The following is a 21,821-nucleotide window of genomic DNA, read 5'->3' as shown; positions in this document are numbered from 1 at the left end:
TGCATCGATTTGGTTGCCCTGTGCGGCGGCGCCGATCCCGATCTTCGGGACCAGGGCGGTCACGGTGGAGCCCACAACGGGGCGGTCGCGTGTCGCCGTTGCAACCGCGACAAGTCCGACCTCACGCTGCAAGACTGGGACAACGGACTCGCCGCGTTCATGAAAGAAGAGGAGTAGGTCGTGAGTGGACCGGAAGCCGCCGACGGGGAAAACCTGTACCAGGTCGTCTTCGATCTGCCCGATGACATCGCCGCTTGGGCCCCCGGGGGATCGGAACGGTTGTGGGTGGCGAAGACCCCGGTCCAGTTGGAGGTCGAGGTCCGGAACACGCCCTTCTACTTCAAGGGCGTCTCCTACCTCGACCGGGTCCGGGTCCGCATCGACCACGAGCGGCGGGAACTGGTTTACGACGAGTTCGTCGCCGAGTCCGGTCACTCCACTGTGCGGATCGTCCTGATGGATCCGCACGTCGGCGCGGACGTGCGTGAGCTGCTGGACCGGTTCGGCTGCACCTGGGAGATCGAAGCCGGCGAGCGGCTTTGGGCGATCGACGTGCCGCCGTCGGTCGGCTACGAAGCCTTGCTGGCGGACCTGGACAAGCTGCTCGAAGCAGGGAAGATCGAGATCCAGGAAGCGGCGCTGTCCCGGGCGCACGGCGGTCCGTTGGCCGGCTAGGGCAGCGACGCGGCTAGGGCCTGTATCGAAGTCGGTCAGAGCCATTCGTCGATGGCGGAGATGTGCACGGTTGCGTCGTAGCGGACGGCGAGCTTGTCGTAGCGGTGGCCACGGCGCGGTGCCGTTGAGCCGGTTGATGCCGCACTCCACCGCGTGACGCTGCTTGTAGGTTTCGGGGTCGAAGGAAGGCGGCCGACCGCCCTTCGACCCCTTGGCCTTGCGGTGCGCGTCCTGATCAGCCTTGCTCGGGATCGTCGCCTTGATCCCACGCCCGCGCAGGTGAGCCCGGTTGGCCTTCGAGGTGTAAGTCTTGTCCGCCAGCACCCGATCAGGACGCGTCCGCGGCCGGCCACCACCCAGGCGGGGCACCCGGATCCCGGCCAGAATCGGAACGAACTGCGGGCTGTCACTCCCGTTGCCCCGCGGTCAGGACAATCGTCAACGGCTTCTGCCCCCGCACGAAGGCCACAACCGGGAGATCGAAGCGGACGAAAGCGACCGCAGGATCTCCCCGAGCAGCGGGTCACGGGAGCCCACCCGGCGGTGCCGTGTCGCCCGGCTGATCGACAGCGCCTCGGCCAGTTCGCCCATGTCGATGAGGCGGCCGGACAAGAACCAGTCGCGAGCCAGTTCGAACTCGCAAGACATATGTCACAATGTCTCACGTTGAGACCCGAGGTGCTCACGCCGGTCAAGCTGCCCGATCCCGGCGAGGCGCTTCCGGGATTACTTTCTCGGGCACAACTTCGGTGACGGGCATTCGATCGGACCGCACGTCATGTCTGGGGACGAGGGATCGCTGATGGAACCCACCCGTTCTGCCGATCGTGAATTCTGCTGGTGGGAGATGATGTGTGACCGCAACCATGCGTGGTGGCGGCCGCTGGCCAACATGGTCGAGCCGTCGGTGGGCGACCTTACGTGTCCGGTCGACGGAGAGCAGGCCGTCACTGCAGGTCGGCGAAAGCTCGCCGACCGTGTCGAATTGAGTTTGATTCCCGCGGCGTGGGACGACGGGGGTGTAGTTGGGTTCGAGGACCAGTACTTCGTGCGGATTGCCGATCATTCGAGCGGTAGATTCCTTCGCTCGGCCGAGGATGGCCTGGCTGGATGCCGAGCGCCGATGGGGCAAGGTGGGGCTCGGAAAGACTGATGAGAAGTGGTTGGTAGTCGGTTCGACGGATACCGAAGCGTAAAGCCGGGTCGCCGCTTCCATGAGTCCTGGCCACGCCGTGGTTCGAAGGGTAGCCACGCTGCTCAATCGACGTGACCCCGAGATCGACCTGGCGATCGGCGGCTACTTCCCCGTGATTCGGCTTCGGATAACTGCATTGCGGCGGTGATACTGTTCGGGGCGCCGGAGTTGGGTTGCCGCTTCGTGGGCGGCGTGGTGAATGGAGAACAATGGGAACGTGGGGTGACGGGCCGTTCGGTAGTGACGCCGCCCAGGACTTGCTGGAACAGCTGGAGGAGTCGACCTTGGCTGACCGACGTGCCGAGTTGATGCGCATCCTCGGTGCGGCGGTGAATCGGATCGACGGTGAAGAAGTGCTTCCCGACGAGATCTTGGCCGGTGTGGCAGTCGTCGTCGCGAATTTGCCCGCCGGAGCGGAATTACCGTGGAATGAAGAGGTTTCGGGCCTGGTCGACTGGCTCCCGGAAGCCGATGCCGGGCAGTTGCGCGATTCAGCTCTCGAAGCGCTGGAAACAGCATTTTCGCCAGGAAACCAGTGGTGGGAGAGCTGGGTGGATCAGGGTGACCGGGCGCGGATGCAGAGCGTGATCGATCGCATGCGCGTAGTCCTTGACGCGGCTGGCCGCTGAGTATTGATTGGAACTTGCTTACGTCAGCAACGCGGTCACCGCGGCGCCGGCGGACAGGCCGGATCGGGCGCCGGCAACGGCGGCACCGGCCGACCGGCTGGCAAAGACGCGGGTCAGCCGTCGTCCGCTGCCGGCAAGGCTCGCTCGCGTCGTCAGCAACCGCGGAGCCCGCCCCGACTCCCGTCGCAGGAAGTTTCGGAACGGCGGTGAGTCGTTCGTGAACCGGACATATCCGCTCACGAAGTCCGCGATCCCCGCCGCTCTGCGGCCGGTGCGGGAAGGCCGGAGCCGAGAAGGTTATCGGCGACACCCAGAAGGTCCTGGCCGATGCGGAGCGGGCTGCTTCGAAGGGCGCTCATGGGGCTGAAAGGCCGAGAGCGGTGCATCATGTGCTCTGTACAGCTTCGTGGCAGGAGGTAAGGGACCTTGATGACGGCCGGTTCCGCTCTGAGGCAAGCTCACGCCTGCTGCGCAGGAGGGCAGGTAGGCGTCTGGCGCGAGAACGGAAGTCTGTGTGCAGAGCGACGTGGACCTAGCACGAGACTCTTGACCACGCCGGCCAGAAAGTTCTAGCCGATGAGTGAAATCGAGCGGCAGATAAGACTGAAGCTGGCCGGTCTGATCTCGGGCGTTTTGGACGTCGAGGCGGTCGCCGATTGGGCAACGGAGATCCGGGAGCAGGACGACCCGGCTCTGGACGACGATCGACTGTGGTCCGCGCTGGACAAGTTGTCGGGAGCGGACTCGAAGACCGGACCGGAGGAATATCTCTACGGTCACGACGACTACGTCCGGTGGCTCGCCGATTTTGACGGGGGGATTTTCTGATCTCGCGGAAGTACGAGTCGCGATGTCGGGCGAGGTCAGCAACGCGGTCACCGCGGCATGCGCCTTTCCGAAGTACCCTCGACCACACGGACGAGGTCGGCGTCACGCCGACCGTGATCGCGGCGGGAGCAAACTCGAATGGTGCATGCCGGATTGACGCAACTGTCTCCCGGGCTTGCCCGGAGGCTCGGCGCCATGCCTGCCTGTGAGCGAAGAAGCCTGGCCGGCCGGGTGTGCCGGGTCGCGGTCGAGCGGACGGCCGTGGAGGCTGGTGCTCTTGCCGAGGCCTTGCAGGTTCTCGTCGGGCAGGCAGAACCGAGTCCTGAGCTTCATCGCCGCGTGGAAGCGGTGACAGTCCAGCTGGACGAGCGGGCGTGGGACGTTCAGGACAGCGTGGAGAACGGGGAGGCGACGGAAGCCGACTACAAACTGGCTTTTCGTCGCGCACGAGCGAGCGCTGCGGTCGGATTCGCGTTGACGAATACGCTTGAGTCTGCCTCCGACGCGCTTTATGATGCCTACTTCGCGATCGAGGAAGAAGAATTGTTCACGCGTGCCTGTGTGGGTGATTGATGCTGATCATCTCCTCGGTGGCGGCTGGCTTGTCCGCGGCAAGGAGGCTGACGAAGTGACACGGGCGAAGCCGGTCGAAGCGGCCGGAGAGGTGGCGAAGGCTGTCTTCGGTCCACTTGCTGTTGGAGGTGTCATCCCGAGCTTTGCCGACTTCGATTCGGCGATCAAGTCCTTTGCCGCGGTCACCTTCGAGGTTCCGTCCATCGCGGACGCAGACGGCTTTCTCTTTCAGTACGGCATGGTCAACTGGCTGCCTGCTCCGAAATTCGTCCTGGATGTCACGCGCCAGTTGGTGATGGTAGACGGCCAAGGGGAGCACGAGTCGTATCTCCAGGTGAACTTCGAGTACAGGTACGAGCCGGGTGACATCGGATCGTCTCCCGGCTCGGGCGAAGAGTGGTGGTTCGCCGACGACAGCCGTTCGTTTGCGGAATGGTTCGCCGCAGTGCGCGAGAACCCGATCTGGCGCAGACTTGAAACGGTGCAATCGGTCGAGTTCTTGATCGCTCAGGACTTTGTCTAGCCGTCAGGTCAACAACGCGGTCACCGCGGCATGCGCCTTCTCTGCGTCGGGCGCATCTCCGGTGATCACGTCCGTGTACACGAACGACTCGCCGATCCGCACCAGCAGGTAGGCCAGGTCCGGCACCGGCAATGGCGGATCCAACCGTCCGGCCGCCACCTCGCCGGCCAGCAAGTCCGAAAGTCGGGCCGTAGTCCGCTGCTGGCACACGCTTGCCCGTGTCGTCAACAACCGCAGAGCCCGCTCCGGCTCCCGCCGCAGGAAGTCCCGAAAAGGCGGCGACTCGTTCGCGAACCGGACATATCCGCTCACGAAGTCCGCAACTCCCGCGGCCCCGCGGCCGACGCACGAAGGCCACAACCGGGTGATCGAAGCGGACGAAAGCGACCACAGGATCTCCCCGAGCAGCCGGTCGCGGGACCCGACCCGCCGGTGCAACGTCGCTCGGCTGATCGACAGCGCCTCGGCCAGTTCGCCCATGTCGACCCGGCGGCCGGACAGGAACCAGGCGCGGGCCAGTTCGAACTCGTGAGACATATGTCAGAATGTCTCACAACCACCGCGGGAAGGGAAACGCAGATGCGCGCAGTGCAGGTGACCGAGTTCGGCGGACCCGAGGTGCTCACCCCCGTCGAGCTGCCCGATCCCGTGCCCGGCCCCGGCGAGGTCCTCATCGACGTCCACCGCATCGGGGTCAACTACGCCGACACCCACCAGGCCGAGAACTCCTACCTCGCTCCGAGCAAGCTTCCGCTCGTTCCCGGGGGTGAGGTCGTGGGGACCACCAACGGCAAGCGGGTCGTCGCCCTGCTCAACGGTGGGGGTGGGTACGCCGAGAAGGCCGTCGCGCCCGAAGCCACCACCTTCGACGTTCCCGACGGCGTTGACGACCTCGCCGCGCTGTCCATGCTCGTTCAGGGCACCACCGCCTGGGTCCTGCTCAAGAAGAACGCCCACCTCGAAAAGAACGAGTCCGTCGTCGTGCATGCCGCCGCCGGTGGGGTGGGGACCGTTGCCGTTCAGCTCGCCAAAGCCTGGGGCGCCGGCCGCGTCATCGCCACCGCCAGCAGCGACGAGAAGCGCCAGCTCGCCCTCGACCTCGGCGCGGACGTCGCGATCGACTCGCGGGCCGAGGACATGACCGCCGCGCTCATCGAGGCCAACAACGGCCGCCGGGTCGACGTCGTGCTCGACATGGTCGGCGGCACCACCACCGACCAGAGCATTGCCGCGCTCGCTCCCTTCGGGCGGCTTGCCTTCTATGGCATGGCGGGCCGCGAGAACCCGAAGCCCGTCGAACTGCGGAACCTGCTCGGGCACAGCACCACCATCAGCGGCATGTGGCTGCCGCACGTCTTCCGGTTGCCCGGCAACGTCTTCGGGACCGCTCTCGCCGAGCTGTTCGACCTGGTCCAGCAGCAGAAGCTCAAGGCGATCGACGGCGGTGTGTACGCCCTGTCGGACGCCCGCGCCGCGCACGAGGCCCTGCGGTCGCGCAAGACCGTCGGCAAGCTCCTGCTCGACCCCGGCAAGTAAGAACGTGGCGTACTTCCGGTACTTCCACGCCGAGGAAGACCTGTGGTGCTACTACGACGTCGCTGACGACGGCGCCGTGCTCCGGCACGTCGAGGTGCGGGCCGGCGATGGCTGCCCGGTGACCGCGGCTTCCCTGGCCGAGGTGCTGCACCTGCGGGACACCGCCGACCTCGCCGCGATGCGGAGCTACGAGACGCGGTTCGGCGTCTTGGCCGAGGCGAAGCGCGAAGACTGGGTCGGAGCGCCCGTCCAGGAGATCTCGGCCGCCGCCTTCGAACGCGCCTGGGCCGCCGCCCGGACAGTGCTCGAAGCTGCCGTCACGGAGTAGCGAGCAGGCGTTCCAGGGGTGCCGCCTTGTGGAGGCACTCCTGCCACTCCGCTTCCGGGTCCGAATCCGCCGTGATCCCGCCGCCGACGCCCAACGCAATCCGGCCGGCGGCGATCTCGAACGTCCGGATCGCCACGTTCAGCTCCAGCCCCGCCGCCGGGGACAGCAGGCCGATCGCTCCCGTGTAGACGCCGCGGCCGCACGGTTCCAGGGACGCGATCAGGTCCAGTGCGCGGATCTTCGGCGCGCCCGTCACCGAACCCGGCGGGAACGTCGCGTCGAGCAGGTCAGCGGAAGAAACCGACGGGCGCAACACTCCCGTCACCGTCGAATCCAGGTGCCAGACCCCCGGTGCCGGACGGACCTGGAGCAGGGACGGCACCGTCACCGTGCCCACCTCGCACACCCGGCCTAGGTCGTTGCGGACCAGGTCCGTGATCATCACGTTCTCCGCGACGTCCTTTGTGGACTGCCGCAGCAACACGGCGTTCCCGTCGTCGGCCGGGCCGCGGCGGGGGAGGGTTCCCTTGATCGGCGTCGAGCGCACCGCACGTCCGTGGCGCGCGAGGAACAGCTCCGGTGAGAACGAGACCACCGATCCCCAAGGGCCGCTCAGGAAGGCCGCGCGGCGTGGGGACAGCGAACGCACTCCGGCGGCGAACAATGCCTCAGGGGAACCCGAGAACGTGCCCGTGAACCGTGCGCAGATGTTCGCCTGGAACAGCTCGCCCGCCTCGATTGCGTGCACGCACGCCTTGACCGCGTCCCGGTGCTCCGAGGGCAGCGGACGCCGCAGCGGCCCCGCCGACCACGAACCACCGGCAACGTCGGCCGCCAGGAGGGACTCCATTTCGGACACCGAGGGGCCGCCGCCGTCGAGGGACTCCAGGTAGCACGTTCCCGAGGCGGACCAGCGCAGCACGTGGTCCGCCCAGCCCCATGCGGACGCGGGCAGGAAGCCGGTCCGGCCCGACGGGTCGGCCAGGTCGTAGGACAGGTAGCCGAACCAGCCTCCGCCGATGACTCCGGGCGGGGCGTCGGTTTCCTCGACAGAGGGAAAGGGACCAGGGGACACCGTGAGCGACGGTGCGATCACGGCCTGGGACGAGAACCAGTCGCCGGACAGCATCGCCGGCGGGGGCAGGCCGCGCGAAGCAGCGTGGTGAGCGAGCACCGAAAAAGCGCGCGAAGGCGTCACGTCCGTCCGGAGTGGCTTGCTCGTCACGCGCATGGCGACATTGTCACCGCTCCTACAGCAAAAGATCCCCCAATGTGAACGGGTACACGACGGCGTTCTGCTCCACCGGCCCGTCGATGCCCGGCACACCGGGGGCGCACGCGTGCTGGTGGACGCCGAGCCGGGAGTGGAACCAGCCCGGCCTGCCCGGGATGCCGTTGTGCCGGGACAGCCACAGCACCACCTCGCTGTCCGCCCAGCGGTCCGGGTGCAGGCGGTGGGCCCAGCAGTCGTGGTCGGCGTACACCAGGACACGCTCGATGCGGGCCGCGTGCCGGACGTGCTTGATCCACGCCTTGACGAACCGGTCGTCGACGCTCGGTGCCGCCACCTCCAGTGCCGGCGCCAGGGAACCGGGCGCGAACGCGCCGAGCCTGCTGGCCGTGCGCACGAAGAACTCCGCCTGGTCGTGCACCGCACCGGGGCGCGCGTAGTGCCGCCCGCCCGCGTGGAGCCCGGCCTGCTGGGCGCCGGCCAGGTTGTGCTCGGCTTCGAGGTTCGTCCAGTTGACGTTCTCGCTGATCGTCACCGACACGAACTTCGTGTCCGCCGCGCGGACGGCGTGCCAGTCGGACACGCGTTCGCGGTGGGACAGCGAGATCCCGCGTTCGCTCTCCGGCTCCGTCACAGTCCGCCCCCGGCACGTCGGTGGAGAGCACACCATACGTCGCCGGAGGCGGACCCGCAGTGACAAACGCGCCGGTGATCAGGCGTTTTCGCGATGGAAGGTGCGGGTGCCCCACCACACCGACACCACGGCCATCACCAGCACCACGACGCCGCCGGTGAACAGCGCGTCCATCGTGAAGTCGCCGCGGAACGAGTTCCGCTCGACGTCGACCACGTGGCGGAACGGGTTGATCTGGGAAATCGTGTACAGCCACTCCGGCGCGACGCCCGCGGTGATCGGCAGCAGGATCCCGGAGAGCAGCAGCAGCGGGATGAGCACCGCGTTGAGCAGGGCCGGGAAGCTCTCCTCGCTCTTCAGCGTCAGCGCCAGCGCGTAGGAGCACGACGCCAGCGACACCGCCAGCAGGAACACCACGACCAGGCTCAGCAGCACGCCGCCGACCGGCGCGTCCAGGTCGAACGCCAGGTACGCCAGCGCGATGATCAGCACCGCCTGGACCATCGCCTGCAGCGCGTTGGCCAGCACCTTGCCCAGCAGCAGCGCCGTGCGGCTGACCGGCGTCACCCGGAACCGCTCGACGACGCCGGAGCGGAACTCGGCCAGCAGCCCGAAGCCGACGAACGAGCTGCCGAACAGCGCCAGCTGGGCGATCAGCGCCGGGGTGAGCAGCATCCAGCCGTCCACTTCGGACATGCCCTGTGCCTGCACCGCCCGGACCATCAGCGGCCCGAACAGGAACAGGTACAGCAGCGGCTGCATGATCCCGATCAGCACCCAGGTCGGGTTGCGCAGCGCCGCGGCCATCTCGCGGCGGAAGATCAGCCAGGTGTCAAGCAGCACGGGTGCCCTCCTCCGCTTCCCGCAGGGAACGGCCGGTCAGCGTCAGGAAAACGTCGTCGAGCGTGGGCCGGTGCACCTGGACCGACAGCATCGCGATGTCCTTCGCGTCGAGCGCGCGCAGCAACTCCGGCAGGGCGACGTCGCCGCGCGGCACGCGGAACCGGACCGTCCCGCCGTCGACCGACAGCTCACGGGCGCCCGCGAGCCGTCCCGCGATCTCCGCGGCGTCGGCGGCCTGCGCCGGCTCGACGCCCACCTCGACGCGGTCGCCGTTGACCCGTGCCTTGAGCGCGTCCGGCGTGCCTTCGGCCACGATCCGGCCGTCGTCGATCACGATCAGCCGGTCCGACAGCGCGTCCGCCTCGTCGAGGTAGTGGGTCGTCAGGAAGACCGTGACGCCCCGCTCGGCGCGCAGCCGCCGGATGTGCTCCCACAGGTTGGCGCGGCTCTGCGGGTCCAGCCCGGTCGACGGCTCGTCGAGGAACACCAGGCCGGGCGAGTGGATCAGCCCGAGCGCGATGTCCAGGCGCCGCCGCTGCCCGCCGGACAGCGTCTTGGTCAGCCGCTGGTCCAGTCCGGTCAGGTCGAGCTGCTCGGCCAGCTCGGCGCCGCGCGCGAGCGCGTCGGCCTTGCTCAGCCGGTAGAGCCGTCCCTGCAGCTCCAGCTCGTCGGCGACCTTGGTCTCCGGTGCCGTGCCGCCGCCCTGCGCGACGTAGCCGATGCGCCTGCGCACGCCCAGCGGGTCGGTCAGCAGGTCGCAGCCGCCGACGGTCGCGGTGCCCGCGGTCGGCCTGAGCAGCGTGGTCAGCATGCGCAGGGTGGTCGTCTTCCCGGCGCCGTTGGGCCCGAGGAAACCGACCAGCTCGCCCGCTTCGACGTCGAGGTCGACGCCCTTCACCGCGTGTACTTCTCCCCCGTTGCGGCCCTTGCGGCGGAACCGCCGCTCGAGACCGCGTGCCGTGATCATGGGAACCCCTCTCCACGGTAGTCAAACTTGACTAGTGAGGCCGAGACTATGCCCGAGTCATCGTGCGCTAGTCAAGTTTGATTACCGGGACGGGTCGTCGGCCATCTCGTACTCCCCCGCCGTCAGCCGCTCGATCAGCGAGCGGGTCCACTCCAGGCCGGTGCGCGCCTGCGCCGACCACAGCCGGAACAGCTCGGCGACGTGCTCGGCCTTCTCCCAGTGCGCGGTGTCCCTGATCATCAGGCTCGCGCTGCGCTCCTCGGACTCGAGGACGACGAGCCGGTGTTCGAGCAGGCTGATCGCGCGCTGCCGGGGCAGCGCGGTCAGGAACGAAACGCCGGCGGCCACCTCGGCGGCGGTGGCGGTGGGTTCGGACAGCGCCTTCGCCAGCAGCAGGTGGAACTCCTGGTCGCCTTCCTTCGTGATGCGGTACGCGACGCGGTCCGGGCCGCTCTCGCCCGGCTCGACCTCGACCTGCTCCAGCAGGTCCTCGGCGGCCATCTTCTTCAGCGCGTGGTAGATCGACCCGGGCTGGACACTGGCCCACTTGTCCGCCGACCAGGTCAGCAGCTCGCGCCGCACCTGGTAGCCGTGCGCGCGGCCGTACATCCGCACGACCCCGAGCACGAGCAGCCGTGTCGCCGACAACCCGGACCTCCCTCCCGACAAAGCGCGTGACGCCCTCCGTAGGCTAATAAGGTATGAGCACCCCTGTGTTGACCGCGGTGGCCTGGCCCTACGCCAACGGCCCCCGCCACATCGGCCACGTGTCCGGATTCGGCGTCCCGTCGGACGTCTTCTCCCGCTACCAGCGAATGGCCGGCAACCGGGTGCTCATGGTGTCCGGGACCGACGAGCACGGCACGCCGATCACCGTCCAGGCCGACAAGGAAGGCCTCACCTCCCAGCAGACCGCCGACAAGTACACCCGGCAGATCGGGCACGACCTGCAGGGCCTCGGGCTGTCCTACGACCTGTTCACCCGGACCACGACCGGCAACCACGCCGAGGTCACGCAGCAGATCTTCCTGGCGCTGCACCGCAACGGCTACGTCGTGCCGAAGACCACGCGCGGCGCGATCAGCCCGTCCACCGGCCGCACGCTGCCCGACCGCTACGTCGAGGGCACCTGCCCGATCTGCGGGTACGACGGCGCGCGCGGCGACCAGTGCGACAACTGCGGCAACCAGCTCGACGCCGCGGAGCTGATCAACCCGCGGTCGCGGATCAACGGCGAGACGCCGAAGTTCGTCGAGACCGAGCACTACTTCCTCGACCTGCCGGCGTTCACCAAGACCCTCGGCGACTGGCTGGGCACCAAGACCGACTGGCGCCCGAACGTCCTCAACTTCACCAAGAACCTCATCGACGACATGCGGCCGCGGCCGATCACCCGCGACCTCGACTGGGGCGTCAAGATCCCCCTCGACGGCTGGCGCGACCAGCCGCTGAAGCGGTTCTACGTCTGGTTCGACGCGGTGATCGGGTACTTCTCGGCCAGCGTCGAGTGGGCGCGGCGCTCCGGCAACCCGGACGCGTGGCAGGAGTGGTGGAACAACGCCGACGCGCGGTCCTACTACTTCATGGGCAAGGACAACATCACCTTCCACGCCCAGATCTGGCCGGCGCTGCTGTTCGGCCACAACGGCGAGGGCGACAAGGGCGGCGAGCCCGGCAAGTACGGGAAGCTGCACCTGCCGGACGAGATCGTCTCCAGCGAGTTCCTCACCATGAGCGGCTCGAAGTTCTCGACCTCGCGCGGGCGCGTGATCTACGTCGAGGACTTCCTGCGCGACTTCGGCCCGGACACGCTGCGGTACTTCATCTCGGTCGCCGGCCCGGAGACCCAGGACACCGACTTCACCTGGGACGAGTTCGTCCGCCGGACCAACTTCGAGCTGGCCAACGAGTGGGGCAACCTGGTCAACCGGTCCATCTCGATGGCGCACAAGAACGTCGGCGCCATCCCGCGTCCGGAGGCCCCCACCGCGGCCGACGAAGAGCTGAAGGCGTTGTCGCGCAAGGCGTTCGACACCGCGGGCGCGCACCTGGCCCGATCCCGGTTCAAGCTGGCGGCGGCCGAGGCGATGAAGGTCGTCACCGCGGCGAACAAGTACATCTCCGACCAGGAGCCGTGGAAGCTCAAGGACGACCCGGCGCGGCGCGACACCGTGCTGCACACCGCGCTGCAGGTCGTCTCGGACGCCAACACGCTGCTGACGCCGTTCCTGCCGCACTCGGCGCAGAAGGTGCACGAGGCACTCGGCGGCACCGGCGTCTGGGCCGCCCAGCCGGAGCTGAAGGAGGTCGACGACCTCGACATCGACGGCCGCGTCAACCCGATCCTCACCGGCGACTACGCGGCCGAGCAGGCGAAGTGGGAGTCCACCCCGATCGAGGTCGGCAGGCCCCTGCAGAAGCCGTCGCCGCTGTTCACCAAGCTCGACCCGGCGCTCGGCGAGACCGGTCCGGAGTGGGCGCCGATCATGAAGGACTAAGAGGTACTGAATGGGTGACGAGAAGCGCGAGCTGCCGCCGGTCCCGGACCGGCTCCCGGTGGCGGTGGTGGACGCGCACACCCATCTCGACGCGTGCGGCGCGGTCACCGCGGCCGATGTCACGGCCATGGTCGACCGCGCCGAGCGCGCCGGCGTCGCCCGCGTCGTCACGGTCGCGGACGACCTCGCGTCGGCCCGCTGGGCCACGGAGGCGGCGACCTGGGACCCGCGCGTGTGGGCCGCCGTCGCCGTCCACCCGACCCGGACCAAGGAGTTCGGCGAGGCGGAGAAGTCCGAAGTGGAACGGCTGGCCCGGCACGAGCGCGTGGTCGCGGTCGGCGAGACCGGCCTCGACTACTACTGGGACTACTCGCCGCACGACGCCCAGCAGGAGGCGTTCCGCTGGCACATCGACCTCGCCAAGCGGCTCGGCAAGCCGCTGATGATCCACGACCGCGAGGCCCACGACGACGTGCTGCGCATCCTGGCCGAAGAGGGTGCGCCGAATGCCGTAATTTTCCATTGTTTTTCCGGGGACGCGGAAATGGCCCGCCAGTGCGTCGACGCGGGGTATGTCCTTTCCTTCGCGGGCACCGTGACGTTCAAGAACGCGAAGGGACTCCACGAAGCGGCGCGGCTCTGCCCGGCCGGGCAGTACCTCGTCGAAACCGACGCGCCGTTTCTGACCCCCCATCCGTTCCGTGGACGGCCGAACGAGCCGTTCGGCGCCGCCTACACCGTCCGTCACCTCGCGGCGCTCAGGGGCGAAGCTGTCCACGAAGTCGCCGAAGCGGTCCGGACCACCGCCGAGCGGATCTACCGACTCCCCAGTGTCACAACGGGTTGAACGCATTGCGACATCAGGGTTCTCCGATCATCCACCTGATGGAGTGACCCAGATCACGACACTCCGGGGGGTGTTTGCGCAACCCGCCTCGACCCGTTACTGTCCCGTGATCGTGCCGCTCGGTACTGCACTCAGCAGTTGCCGAACGTCACGCCCAGTCGTAGAGACGGCGCCCCCGACCGCCGTCTCGTGAAAGGGAACGATCCCCGGTGACAGGTAGCAGACAGGCTGGAGCGCGCTCCACGGCCGTCCTCGACCGCGAATTCGAGGACACCGCGTACGGCCAGCTCGACTTCTCCGACGACCCGAACATCACGCAGCAGGACATCCTCGCCGCGCTCGGCCCGGACGCCGACGCGATGATGGCCGAGATCGACGTCGACGTCGACGAGCTGATCCGCCTCATCAACGCGGAGACGACGTACCTGCCGCCGCTGCTCATCCCGGCCGAGGCCGAAGAGGACCGCACCGCCTCCCCCGAAGCGCGTCGTGCGGCCTTGGACGAGGGCCTCCGCGAGACCACCAAGGTCTGGAAGCGCCGCTTCCTCAAGGGTGCCGTCCTCAGCGTCATGATCAGCATCGCCGGCGGCGGCGCGGCCGCGCTGGCGATGAACAAGAGCATCACCGTCGACGTCGACGGCCACCAGCAGACCGTGCACTCGTTCGGCGACACCGTCGGCGAGGTGCTCGAGGACGCGGGCCTGTCCGTCGGCGAGCACGACTCGCTGTCCCCCTCGCCGCAGGCCGAGGTCGGCGACGGCGGCGTCATCAAGCTCGAGCGCGGCCGCCAGCTGAAGCTGATCGTCGACGGCGCGGAGCACACCTCCTGGGTCCGCGCGACCCACCTCGGCGACGCGCTGACCCAGCTCGGCATGGCCGGCATGGACAAGCCCGGCACGTGGATGTCCATGCCGAAGGACGGCGAGCTGCCCCTGCAGGGCGCCACCGTCGAGATCAAGACGCTCAAGAACATCACGCTGTACGACGGCGCCAACGCGCCGAAGAAGGTGCAGACCACCGCCGTCACGACGAAGGAGTTCCTGGGCGAGTACAAGCTCACCCTGGGCCCCGAGGACCAGGCCGAGGGCGGCCTCGACGTCAAGCTGACCGACGGCGCCGAGGTCCACATCAGCCGCACCGGCGTCTCGACGGTCGTCCAGAAGGAGTCCATCGACCCGCCCGAGCAGCGCGTCGACGACCCGGACCTGGCCAAGGGCAAGACGCAGGTCGAGGACCCGGGCACGCCCGGCGAGAAGATGGTGACCTACAAGGTCACGCAGAAGAACGGCAAGGAGATCGCCCGCGAGAGCATCTCCGAGCAGATCATCACGCCGGCCAAGCCGAAGATCATCCACGTCGGCACCAAGCAGGCTCCGACCCCGGCCGTCGGCGACGGCTCCGCGTGGGACCGCATCGCGCAGTGCGAATCGGGCGGCAACTGGTCCATCAACACGGGCAACGGCTACTACGGCGGCCTCCAGTTCGACAAGCGCACGTGGGACGCCTACGGCGGCGACGAGTACGCGGCATACCCGCACCAGGCATCGCGCGAGCAGCAGATCGCGATCGCCGAGAAGGTCAAGGCCGGACGCGGCGGCAGCTACAGCGCCTGGCCGGTCTGCGGCAAGAAGGCCTGACGGTTTCCCGAAACGGCCCCTGCTTCCGAGCAGGGGCCGTTTCGCGTGCCCAGCGGGGCATCACGCGTGTCTGGAAGGGCATCACGCGTGTCTGGAGGGGCATCACGCGTGATTGCCGGGGCATCAGCCCGATGCCCGCCCAATCACGTGAGATGCCCGCCCAATCACGTGAGATGCCTCTTCAATCACGCGTGATGCCCGCCCAATCACGCGAGATGCCCCTTCGAGCACGCGAATCGCGGCACGCTGGATCCGTGGAGCAGTACCAGCGGAACCAGGCGCGGGACTTCCGCGCGGCACTCGTCCGGCTGACCTGGCCCGCCGAGCGGCAGCAGGCGTGGCTGCGCGAGATCGGCGTCCCCGGGGCCGCCGACGAACTCGCGCTGGAGTTCGACGACTTCCGCGAGAGCGTGGAGCACGGCGCAGCGGCGCCGGTCCTGGCCGAGCTCGACCGGCTGCTCACGCGGATGAGCGGCGCGGCGAACGCGCACCTGTGGACCGCGGAAGCCCTGACCACCGAACCGGACTGGCAACGCGTGCGTGACCTCGCCGGCACCGCCCTCGGGCTGCTGCCGGACCACACTGGGTAAGCTCCAGCGGTGGTTGAACTGCTGGGACCTGCCGAGATCCGCGGGCTGGCGGCCGAGCTGGACGTGCGGCCGACGAAGAAGCTCGGGCAGAACTTCGTGCACGATCCCAACACCGTCCGGCGGATCGTCGAACTCGCCGGGGTCGGGGTGGACGACGTCGTCCTCGAGGTCGGGCCCGGGCTCGGGTCGCTGACGCTCGGGCTGCTCGCCACCGGCGCGCGGGTCGTCGCCGTCGAGATCGATCCCAAGCTCGCCGAACGGCTGCCGAAGACCGTCGCCGAGCGGGCGCCCGAGGCCGCGGACCGGCTGACCGTCGTCGGGGCCGACGCCATGCGGGTCGCGAACGACGACCTGCCCGGTGCGCCGGACGCGCTCGTCGCCAACCTGCCGTACAACGTCGCCGTGCCCGTCGTGCTGCACCTGCTCGCCGAGGTTCCCTCGCTCACCAGCGGTCTCGTCATGGTGCAGACCGAGGTCGCCGACCGGATGGCCGCCGGGCCCGGCAGCCGGATCTACGGCGTCCCCAGCGTCAAGCTCGCCTACTACGGTCCCGCACGCAAGGTCGCCGCCGTGCCACGCTCGGTGTTCTGGCCGGTGCCGAACGTCGATTCCGCGCTCGTCGCCTTCGAACGCGGCGAAACGCCGGCGTCCGGGGACCGGGACACGCTCTTCTCCCTCGTGGACGCCGCCTTCTCACAGCGCAGGAAGACACTGCGTGCCGCGCTCGCGGGCTGGGCGGGCTCGGCGGAACGGGCCGGTGAGCTGCTGACGGCCGCCGGGATCGATCCGAAGACCCGGGGTGAGCAGCTCGGCGTGCACGACTTCGCGCGGATCGCCGCCGCGCGTTAGCTCCACTGTGGAAGGGCGGTGAAAATACGCCGTCCCACCCCGCGATCCCGCGATCCGGACACCTCCACTCGTGTGATCTGGGCCAACACGCTTGCGTTCGCTCCTCGGGATCGGTTTTACTCAGTACGTCCATCCCGAGCGACTGAGAGACCTGGCTCGCCGAAGTCGCAGCAACCACCCTCCGCAGGGCAGGTGCTACCGCCAGGACCGATGGAGGCCGTTTTCGATGAAGAGGGTAGCCCGCCCCCTGCTCCTCACCCGGCGTCGCGTCGTCGACGAAGGCCGCCGCTCCGTGACCGCATGTCGGCGCTCCAACTGAGCCTGCCGAGTCGGTCCACCCTTCTTCACTGCACCGTCCACTGAGGACGGACATTCGCTTGCGGCCGGGCGCGCCCATGGGGGCGGTGCCCCGTTTTCTGGAGCCTTCGTGATCACCGTCGAAAACCTGTCCAAATCCTTTGCTGCCAACGGAAATCCGGTCGTCGCCCTGCGCGACGTGAGTGTCGACGTCCAGGCCGGCTCGCTGTTCGGCGTGGTCGGTCCCGCCGGCTCGGGCAAGTCCGTCCTCGCCCGCTGCATCGCCCTGCAGGAGCGCCCCGACCGCGGTGTCGTCCGCCTCGACGGCCTCAACACCGGCACGCTCGACGGCCGCCGTCTCCGCGAAATCCGCCGTCAGCTCGGCGTCGTCTCGACGAAGCCGGAGCTGATCGCCGAGCGCACCATCGCCGGCAACATCGCGTCTCCGCTGGAGCAGCTCGGCGTCGACGGCCCGCAGCGCCGCAGCCGGGTCGGCTCGCTGCTCGACCTCGTCGGCCTGACCCCGCGCGCCGGGCAGCGCCCCGGTGAGCTGACCGCCGGTCAGCTCCGCCGTGTCTCGATCGCGAAGGCGCTGGCCGCGGCGCCCGCGGTGCTGCTGGCCGACGACCCGACCGCCGGTGTCGACCCCGAGGAGGCGGGCGCGGTGCTGACCGTCCTCGACCGGGCCCGCTCCGAGCTGGGCACGACGGTCGTGGTGACGACGCCGGACGCGGGCGTGGTCCGCCGCGTCTGCGACGACGTCGCGGTGCTCGAGGACGGCACGGTCGTCGAGCGCGGCACGGTCCTCGACCTGATCTCCGACCCGTCCAGCCGCACCGCGCAGGCGCTGCTGCCCGCCATCGAGACGTCCCGCTCCCAGTCGGCGCGCTACGACCGGTCGGTCGACGTCGTCCTGGTCGGCTTCGCGTCGGTGGGTGCGCTGCTGCCGGAGGCCGCGGGCCGCTTCGACGTCGAGTTCGCCACCATCGGCGGCGGGCTGACCCGCATCGGCGACACCCCGGTCGGCCGCTTCCGCCTCGGCGTCCGCGGCGAGCGCGCCGACGCGGCGCTGGCCTGGGTCGCCGAGCGCGGCGGTCACGTCACGCACACCGCCCGCGGTCCCCAGGGCGTCGCGGCCGCCTGATCCCGGACCCCGGAAACGCCCCGATGCGCAACTTCGCATCGGGGCGTTTTCGCGGGCACGTAGGCTGGTCGGGTGCTCGCCGTAGTTCCGCCCCCAGTCACCGTCCGGGTTCCGGCCAAGGTCAACCTGCACCTTTCGGTCGACGACCTGCGCGAAGACGGTTACCACGAGCTGGTCACCGTGTTCCAGGCGCTGTCGCTGACCGACGAGGTGACCGTCGCGGTCACCGAAGAGCCCGGCATCGAGGTCTACGGCGAAGGGGAGGGCTCGGTCCCGACCGGCCGCGAAAACCTGGCCTGGCGTGCCGTCGAAGCGCTCGCCGCGCACGTCGGCCGCACCGGGGAGCCGAAGGTGCGCGTGGTGCTGCGCAAGGGCATCCCGGTCGCCGGGGGCATGGCGGGCGGCAGTGCCGACGCCGCCGCGACGCTGGTCGGGCTGGCGAGCCTGTGGAACCTGGACGTCACGCGCGACGAGCTGGCCGAGATCGCCGCCGGGCTCGGCAGCGACGTCCCGTTCGCCCTCTACGGCGGCACCGCGCTCGGCACCGGCCGCGGCGAGCACCTCGTGCCGGTGCTGTCGCGGCACACCTTCCACTGGGTGCTGGCCTTCGACTCCGAAGGCCTGTCGACGCCGAAGGTGTTCAAGGAGCTGGACCGCCTGCGCGCGGCGGGCAACCCGCCCCGGATCGGTTCGCACACCCCGGTCGTCGAGGCGCTGGCCTCCGGCGACCCGCGGCAGCTGGCCCTGCTGCTGGGCAACGACCTCCAGGCCGCCGCGGTTTCGCTGCGTCCGGACCTGCGCCGCACGCTGCGGGCGGGCGTGAACGCCGGTGCGCTCGCGGGCACGGTCTCCGGGTCCGGCCCGACGTGCGCGTTCCTCTGCGAGGACGCGCAGTCGGCGGTGGAGGTCGCGGCCGAGCTGTCCGGCGCCGGCGTGTGCCGGACGGTCCGCGTGGCGCACGGCCCGGTCCCCGGCGCCCGGGTGGTCGGCGGGGACGACGCGCCGCGCCCGGCGCCGCCGCGGGTGCACGCATGAAGCACGCCGAGTTCGCCTTCCCCGGCCCGCTGCGCGACAAGCTCGTCGCGGCGATCCTGGCCGGGGAGAAGACGACGACGTCCGCGCTGCTCGTGGAATACGAGCAGGACGGCGAAGCGTTGCCGTTCGTGGGGGAGCGGGAGCTGGTGCTCGACTCGGCAGGCGACGGGGTCGCGGTCATCGAGACCACCGGGGTGCGCGTCCTTCCACTGTCCGAAGTGGACCTTCAGCACGCCGTCGGCGAGGGCGAGGGCTTCACGACCGTCGCGGAGTGGCGCGCCGAGCACACGAAGTTCTGGCAGAGCGCCGAAATGCGCGCCGCGCTGGGCAATCCGGAATTCACCGTGGACGACACGACCATGGTCGTGGCGACCCGGTTCGTCGTAACAGAGAGGATCGGCTGAGCGGATGGCCAACCTGGTCAATCTCGAGGCGGTGAGCAAGTCGTACGGGGTGCGCCCGCTGCTGGACGGCGTGTCGCTCGGCGTCGCGGCCGGGCAGCGTATCGGCGTCGTCGGCCTCAACGGCGGGGGCAAGACCACCCTGCTGGAAGTCCTTTCCGGACTCACCGAGCCGGATTCCGGGCGGGTGAGCCATGTTCGCGACCTGCGGATGGCCGTGGTCACCCAGCGCACCGAGCTGCCCGACGGCAGCACGGTCGGCGACGTCGTGCTCGAACGCTACGGCGCCGAGCACGAATGGGCCGCCGACGCCCGCGTCCGATCCATTGTGGACGGGCTGGGGATCACCGCGATCGGGCTGGAGACGCCCACCGCGAACCTCTCCGGCGGCGAGCGGCGCCGGGTCTCCCTGGCCGCCGCGCTGACCGGCGAACTCGACCTGATCGTGCTCGACGAGCCGACCAACCACCTCGACGTCGAGGGTGTCCGCTGGCTCGCCGACCACCTGCTGGCCCGCCGGGTCGCGGTCGTGGTCGTCACCCACGACCGGTGGTTCCTCGACACCGTCGCGACGCTGACGTGGGAGGTCGCGAACGGCCGCGTCGAGCAGTACGAAGGCGGTTACGCCGACTGGATCTTCGCGCGCGCCGAGCGGGCGCGGCTGGCCGCGACGGCCGAGGAGAAGCGGCAGAACCTGGCCCGCAAGGAGCTGGCGTGGCTGCGCCGCGGCCCGCAGGCGCGCTCGTCGAAGCCGCGTTACCGGGTCGAGGCGGCCGAAGCGCTGATCGCCGACGTCCCGCCGCCGCGGGACTCCGTCGAGCTGCAGGCGTTCGCGAAGCGGCGTCTCGGCAAGACCGTCCTGGAGCTGGAGGACGCGACGTACGCGGTGGGGGAGCGCACGCTGCTCGACCACGTCACCTGGCGGATCGGGCCGGGCGACCGGATCGGCCTGGTCGGGGTCAACGGCTCCGGCAAGACGTCGCTGCTCAAGCTGCTCGGCGGGGACGTCGAGCCGTCGACAGGGCGGCGGATCGAGGGCAAGACGGTCGCGCTGGCGCACCTGCGCCAGGAACTCGACGACCTGCCCGGCGACCTGCGCGTGCTGCAGGCGATCGAGCAGGTGGCCGGGCGCGTGGTGTTCGGCAAGCAGGAGCTGACGGCGTCGCAGCTGGGCGAGAAGCTCGGCTTCCCGGCGGCCCGCCAGTGGACGCCGGTCGGCGACCTCTCCGGCGGCGAGCGGCGGCGGCTGCAGCTGTGCCGGCTGCTCATGGCCGAGCCGAACGTGCTGCTGCTCGACGAGCCGACGAACGACCTCGACATCGACACCCTGCAGCAGCTGGAGGACCTCCTCGACGGCTGGCCGGGCACGATGGTCGTGGTTTCGCACGACCGCTACCTGGTGGAGCGCGTCTGCGACACGGTGGTCGCCCTGTTCGGCGACGGCCGCGTCACCCACCTCCCGGGCGGCATCGAGGAGTACCTGAACCGGCGCGCGTCGGCGCAGGCGGTGTCCGGCCCGGCACCGTCGGCGGAGAAGGTGGAGGCGAAGAAGTCGGCGGCGGACCTGCGGGCGGCGCAGAAGGAACTGGGCAGGCTGGAACGCAAGCTCGACCAGCTGCACGCCAAGGAGGAGAAGCTCCACGCGGCCCTGCTGGAGGCGGCGACCGACCCGGCGAAGCTGATGGAGCTCAACGCCGAGCTGAAGGGCGTCCAGGGCGAGATCGAGGACGTCGAAGGCCGCTGGCTGGAGACCTCCGAGCTGCTGGAGTGAGCGCCGGGCGGCGTTAGGGTGGTGCGGTGCGGACGAGGCTGCGGACGCTCCGCATCGGGGAGCGGACCTACACGTGGCGAGCCACGATCGGTCAGGTCGCCGGCGACGGCGTCGACCTCCATCGCTGTATCCGGGTGCGGGTCTGGGGTGCCGGGAAGACCGGCCGCGCCCTGGAGGCCGACCTGCTTTCGAAGGCCACGAGCATGGGCTGGACCCCGGCCGCGACGGACGGCTCCTACCCCGAGCCTGCCGACGTCCGGAGCCTCGTCGAGCACGCGCTCGCTCTCGGCTGGGACCCCGCCGCGCTCGGCGGCACCTTCCGGCTCACCGAAGAGCACGGGGTGGAGCTGCCGGGCTTCCTGCTCACCGATCGTCTGCGCGATCCGGGTGCGCTGGATCCGACCGGGCGGGTGGTCCGGGCGGCGCGGAACGAAGGAGCGTCCTGACTCTAGGGGCACGTGGGCGGGGGCAGCATCGGGCGTTCGGCGGCACCTTCCGGCTCGCCGAAGAGCACGGGGTGGAGCTGCCGGGTTTCTTGCTCACCGATCGTCTGCGTGATCCGGGTGCGCTGGATCCGACTGGGCGGGTGGTCCGGGCGGCGCGGAACGAAGGAGCGTCCTGACTCTAGGGGCACGTGGGCGGGGGCAGCATCGGGCGTTCGGCGGCACCTTCCGGCTCGCCGCGGAGCACGGGGTGGAGCTGCCGGGTTTCTTGCTCACCGATCGTCTGCGTGATCCGGGTGCGCTGGATCCGACTGGGCGGGTGATCCGGGCGGCGCGGAACGAAGGAG

General features: G+C 69.5%; 24 protein-coding genes, 1 pseudogene and 1 riboswitch. Of the genes and pseudogenes, 18 read left to right on the top strand and 7 right to left on the bottom strand.

What is annotated here, in order from left to right:
* Positions 1 to 180: 180 nt before the first annotated feature.
* Positions 181 to 675 carry a DUF4265 domain-containing protein gene (locus ABJI51_RS15470; protein WP_348951365.1) on the top strand — a complete coding sequence of 165 codons (495 nt, stop codon included), beginning with the start codon at positions 181 to 183 and terminating at the stop codon, positions 673 to 675.
* Between the two features lie 201 nt (positions 676 to 876).
* On the opposite strand, the pseudogene ABJI51_RS43560 reads toward ABJI51_RS15470, so the two are convergent.
* Positions 877 to 1,044: pseudogene (locus tag ABJI51_RS43560) on the bottom strand (IS5 family transposase); the annotation flags it as partial.
* Positions 1,045 to 1,477: 433 nt separating this feature from the next.
* On the opposite strand from ABJI51_RS43560, the gene ABJI51_RS15460 reads away from it, so the two are divergent.
* From ABJI51_RS15460 to ABJI51_RS15440, 5 genes are all read left to right on the top strand, one after another.
* Positions 1,478 to 1,828, top strand: a complete 351-nt coding sequence (locus tag ABJI51_RS15460; RefSeq protein ID WP_348951363.1) for a hypothetical protein — start codon at positions 1,478 to 1,480, stop codon at positions 1,826 to 1,828.
* 251 nt (positions 1,829 to 2,079) lie between these two features.
* Positions 2,080 to 2,499, top strand: coding sequence for a DUF4259 domain-containing protein (locus ABJI51_RS15455; protein ID WP_348951361.1), 420 nt, complete (start codon positions 2,080 to 2,082; stop codon positions 2,497 to 2,499).
* A 576-nt stretch (positions 2,500 to 3,075) separates the two neighbouring features.
* Positions 3,076 to 3,327: a hypothetical protein gene (locus ABJI51_RS15450; RefSeq protein WP_348951360.1), complete on the top strand. Its 252-nt coding sequence runs from the start codon at positions 3,076 to 3,078 to the stop codon at positions 3,325 to 3,327.
* A gap of 141 nt (positions 3,328 to 3,468) precedes the next feature.
* Entirely contained in the window at positions 3,469 to 3,900 is a 432-nt protein-coding gene (locus tag ABJI51_RS15445; RefSeq protein ID WP_348951359.1) for a hypothetical protein, read from the top strand.
* Complete coding sequence (locus ABJI51_RS15440; RefSeq protein WP_348951357.1) at positions 3,881 to 4,423, top strand: hypothetical protein; 543 nt, start codon at positions 3,881 to 3,883, stop codon at positions 4,421 to 4,423. Before ABJI51_RS15445 ends, ABJI51_RS15440 begins: the two co-directional genes overlap by 20 nt.
* 3 nt (positions 4,424 to 4,426) lie before the next feature.
* On the opposite strand, the gene ABJI51_RS15435 is transcribed toward ABJI51_RS15440, so the two are convergent.
* Positions 4,427 to 4,960 (bottom strand): QsdR family transcriptional regulator, encoded by a 534-nt coding sequence (locus ABJI51_RS15435; protein ID WP_348951355.1) that lies wholly within the window; start codon positions 4,958 to 4,960, stop codon positions 4,427 to 4,429.
* 42 nt (positions 4,961 to 5,002) lie between these two features.
* Here ABJI51_RS15435 and ABJI51_RS15430 point away from each other — a divergent pair, with 42 nt between their 5' ends.
* Both ABJI51_RS15430 and ABJI51_RS15425 read left to right on the top strand, forming a co-directional pair.
* Positions 5,003 to 5,959: a quinone oxidoreductase family protein gene (locus tag ABJI51_RS15430; protein ID WP_348951353.1), complete on the top strand. Its 957-nt coding sequence runs from the start codon at positions 5,003 to 5,005 to the stop codon at positions 5,957 to 5,959.
* Between the two features lie 4 nt (positions 5,960 to 5,963).
* Positions 5,964 to 6,287, top strand: a complete 324-nt coding sequence (locus ABJI51_RS15425; protein WP_348951351.1) for a hypothetical protein — start codon at positions 5,964 to 5,966, stop codon at positions 6,285 to 6,287.
* On the opposite strand, the gene ABJI51_RS15420 is transcribed toward ABJI51_RS15425, so the two are convergent.
* The 5 genes from ABJI51_RS15420 to ABJI51_RS15400 form a co-directional block, all read right to left on the bottom strand.
* The gene (locus ABJI51_RS15420; protein ID WP_348951349.1) at positions 6,277 to 7,518 is read right to left on the bottom strand and encodes an aminodeoxychorismate synthase component I; all 1,242 of its coding nucleotides are present in this window, start codon (positions 7,516 to 7,518) and stop codon (positions 6,277 to 6,279) included. The genes ABJI51_RS15425 and ABJI51_RS15420 overlap by 11 nt on opposite strands.
* A 19-nt stretch (positions 7,519 to 7,537) precedes the next feature.
* Positions 7,538 to 8,152: a glycoside hydrolase family 25 protein gene (locus tag ABJI51_RS15415; protein ID WP_348951347.1), complete on the bottom strand. Its 615-nt coding sequence runs from the start codon at positions 8,150 to 8,152 to the stop codon at positions 7,538 to 7,540.
* 78 nt (positions 8,153 to 8,230) lie between these two features.
* The gene (locus tag ABJI51_RS15410; protein WP_348951345.1) at positions 8,231 to 8,995 is read right to left on the bottom strand and encodes an ABC transporter permease; all 765 of its coding nucleotides are present in this window, start codon (positions 8,993 to 8,995) and stop codon (positions 8,231 to 8,233) included.
* Complete coding sequence (locus tag ABJI51_RS15405) at positions 8,985 to 9,962, bottom strand: ATP-binding cassette domain-containing protein (protein WP_348951343.1); 978 nt, start codon at positions 9,960 to 9,962, stop codon at positions 8,985 to 8,987. The genes ABJI51_RS15410 and ABJI51_RS15405 overlap by 11 nt, the downstream gene beginning before the upstream one ends.
* Positions 9,963 to 10,043: 81 nt before the next feature.
* The gene (locus ABJI51_RS15400; RefSeq protein WP_348951341.1) at positions 10,044 to 10,610 is read right to left on the bottom strand and encodes a PadR family transcriptional regulator; all 567 of its coding nucleotides are present in this window, start codon (positions 10,608 to 10,610) and stop codon (positions 10,044 to 10,046) included.
* Between the two features lie 53 nt (positions 10,611 to 10,663).
* Here ABJI51_RS15400 and metG point away from each other — a divergent pair, with 53 nt between their 5' ends.
* The 10 genes from metG (at position 10,664) to ABJI51_RS15350 (ending at position 21,477) form a co-directional block, all read left to right on the top strand.
* Positions 10,664 to 12,460: a methionine--tRNA ligase gene (metG, locus tag ABJI51_RS15395; RefSeq protein WP_348951339.1), complete on the top strand. Its 1,797-nt coding sequence runs from the start codon at positions 10,664 to 10,666 to the stop codon at positions 12,458 to 12,460.
* Between the two features lie 10 nt (positions 12,461 to 12,470).
* Positions 12,471 to 13,307, top strand: coding sequence for a TatD family hydrolase (locus tag ABJI51_RS15390; protein ID WP_348951337.1), 837 nt, complete (start codon positions 12,471 to 12,473; stop codon positions 13,305 to 13,307).
* Positions 13,308 to 13,516: 209 nt separating this feature from the next.
* Entirely contained in the window at positions 13,517 to 14,944 is a 1,428-nt protein-coding gene (locus ABJI51_RS15385; protein WP_348951335.1) for a resuscitation-promoting factor, read from the top strand.
* A 254-nt stretch (positions 14,945 to 15,198) separates the two neighbouring features.
* Positions 15,199 to 15,534: a hypothetical protein gene (locus ABJI51_RS15380; protein WP_348951333.1), complete on the top strand. Its 336-nt coding sequence runs from the start codon at positions 15,199 to 15,201 to the stop codon at positions 15,532 to 15,534.
* 9 nt (positions 15,535 to 15,543) lie between these two features.
* Positions 15,544 to 16,383 (top strand): 16S rRNA (adenine(1518)-N(6)/adenine(1519)-N(6))-dimethyltransferase RsmA, encoded by an 840-nt coding sequence (gene rsmA, locus ABJI51_RS15375; protein ID WP_348951331.1) that lies wholly within the window; start codon positions 15,544 to 15,546, stop codon positions 16,381 to 16,383.
* Positions 16,384 to 16,509: 126 nt separating this feature from the next.
* Positions 16,510 to 16,600: riboswitch (SAM riboswitch) on the top strand.
* Positions 16,601 to 16,810: 210 nt separating this feature from the next.
* Positions 16,811 to 17,824 (top strand): methionine ABC transporter ATP-binding protein, encoded by a 1,014-nt coding sequence (locus ABJI51_RS15370; RefSeq protein WP_348951329.1) that lies wholly within the window; start codon positions 16,811 to 16,813, stop codon positions 17,822 to 17,824.
* A 72-nt stretch (positions 17,825 to 17,896) separates the two neighbouring features.
* Positions 17,897 to 18,859, top strand: a complete 963-nt coding sequence (locus tag ABJI51_RS15365; RefSeq protein ID WP_348951327.1) for a 4-(cytidine 5'-diphospho)-2-C-methyl-D-erythritol kinase — start codon at positions 17,897 to 17,899, stop codon at positions 18,857 to 18,859.
* Positions 18,856 to 19,263 carry an ASCH domain-containing protein gene (locus ABJI51_RS15360; RefSeq protein ID WP_348951325.1) on the top strand — a complete coding sequence of 136 codons (408 nt, stop codon included), beginning with the start codon at positions 18,856 to 18,858 and terminating at the stop codon, positions 19,261 to 19,263. Before ABJI51_RS15365 ends, ABJI51_RS15360 begins: the two co-directional genes overlap by 4 nt.
* Before the next feature lie 4 nt (positions 19,264 to 19,267).
* Complete coding sequence (locus tag ABJI51_RS15355; protein ID WP_348951323.1) at positions 19,268 to 21,031, top strand: ABC-F family ATP-binding cassette domain-containing protein; 1,764 nt, start codon at positions 19,268 to 19,270, stop codon at positions 21,029 to 21,031.
* 26 nt (positions 21,032 to 21,057) lie between these two features.
* Positions 21,058 to 21,477 (top strand): hypothetical protein, encoded by a 420-nt coding sequence (locus tag ABJI51_RS15350; RefSeq protein ID WP_348951321.1) that lies wholly within the window; start codon positions 21,058 to 21,060, stop codon positions 21,475 to 21,477.
* Positions 21,478 to 21,821: the final 344 nt, after the last annotated feature.

This window comes from Amycolatopsis melonis (assembly GCF_040064235.1).
GTDB lineage: Bacteria > Actinomycetota > Actinomycetes > Mycobacteriales > Pseudonocardiaceae > Amycolatopsis > Amycolatopsis melonis.
The sequence above is the reverse complement of the archived record's forward strand: the minus strand, read 5'-3'. Positions and strand labels throughout refer to the sequence as shown.

Bases quoted from the DNA above. Each gene is read 5' to 3' on its own strand.
- ABJI51_RS15460 (WP_348951363.1), top strand. From the start codon at position 1,478: ATGGAACCCACCCGTTCTGCCGATCGTGAATTCTGCTGGTGGGAGATG.
- ABJI51_RS15455 (WP_348951361.1), top strand. From the start codon at position 2,080: ATGGGAACGTGGGGTGACGGGCCGTTCGGTAGTGACGCCGCCCAGGAC.
- ABJI51_RS15450 (WP_348951360.1), top strand. From the start codon at position 3,076: ATGAGTGAAATCGAGCGGCAGATAAGACTGAAGCTGGCCGGTCTGATC.
- ABJI51_RS15435 (WP_348951355.1), bottom strand. From the start codon at position 4,960: ATGTCTCACGAGTTCGAACTGGCCCGCGCCTGGTTCCTGTCCGGCCGC.
- ABJI51_RS15430 (WP_348951353.1), top strand. From the start codon at position 5,003: ATGCGCGCAGTGCAGGTGACCGAGTTCGGCGGACCCGAGGTGCTCACC.
- ABJI51_RS15420 (WP_348951349.1), bottom strand. From the start codon at position 7,518: ATGCGCGTGACGAGCAAGCCACTCCGGACGGACGTGACGCCTTCGCGC.
- ABJI51_RS15405 (WP_348951343.1), bottom strand. From the start codon at position 9,962: ATGATCACGGCACGCGGTCTCGAGCGGCGGTTCCGCCGCAAGGGCCGC.
- metG (WP_348951339.1), top strand. From the start codon at position 10,664: ATGAGCACCCCTGTGTTGACCGCGGTGGCCTGGCCCTACGCCAACGGC.
- ABJI51_RS15390 (WP_348951337.1), top strand. From the start codon at position 12,471: ATGGGTGACGAGAAGCGCGAGCTGCCGCCGGTCCCGGACCGGCTCCCG.
- ABJI51_RS15360 (WP_348951325.1), top strand. From the start codon at position 18,856: ATGAAGCACGCCGAGTTCGCCTTCCCCGGCCCGCTGCGCGACAAGCTC.
- ABJI51_RS15355 (WP_348951323.1), top strand. From the start codon at position 19,268: ATGGCCAACCTGGTCAATCTCGAGGCGGTGAGCAAGTCGTACGGGGTG.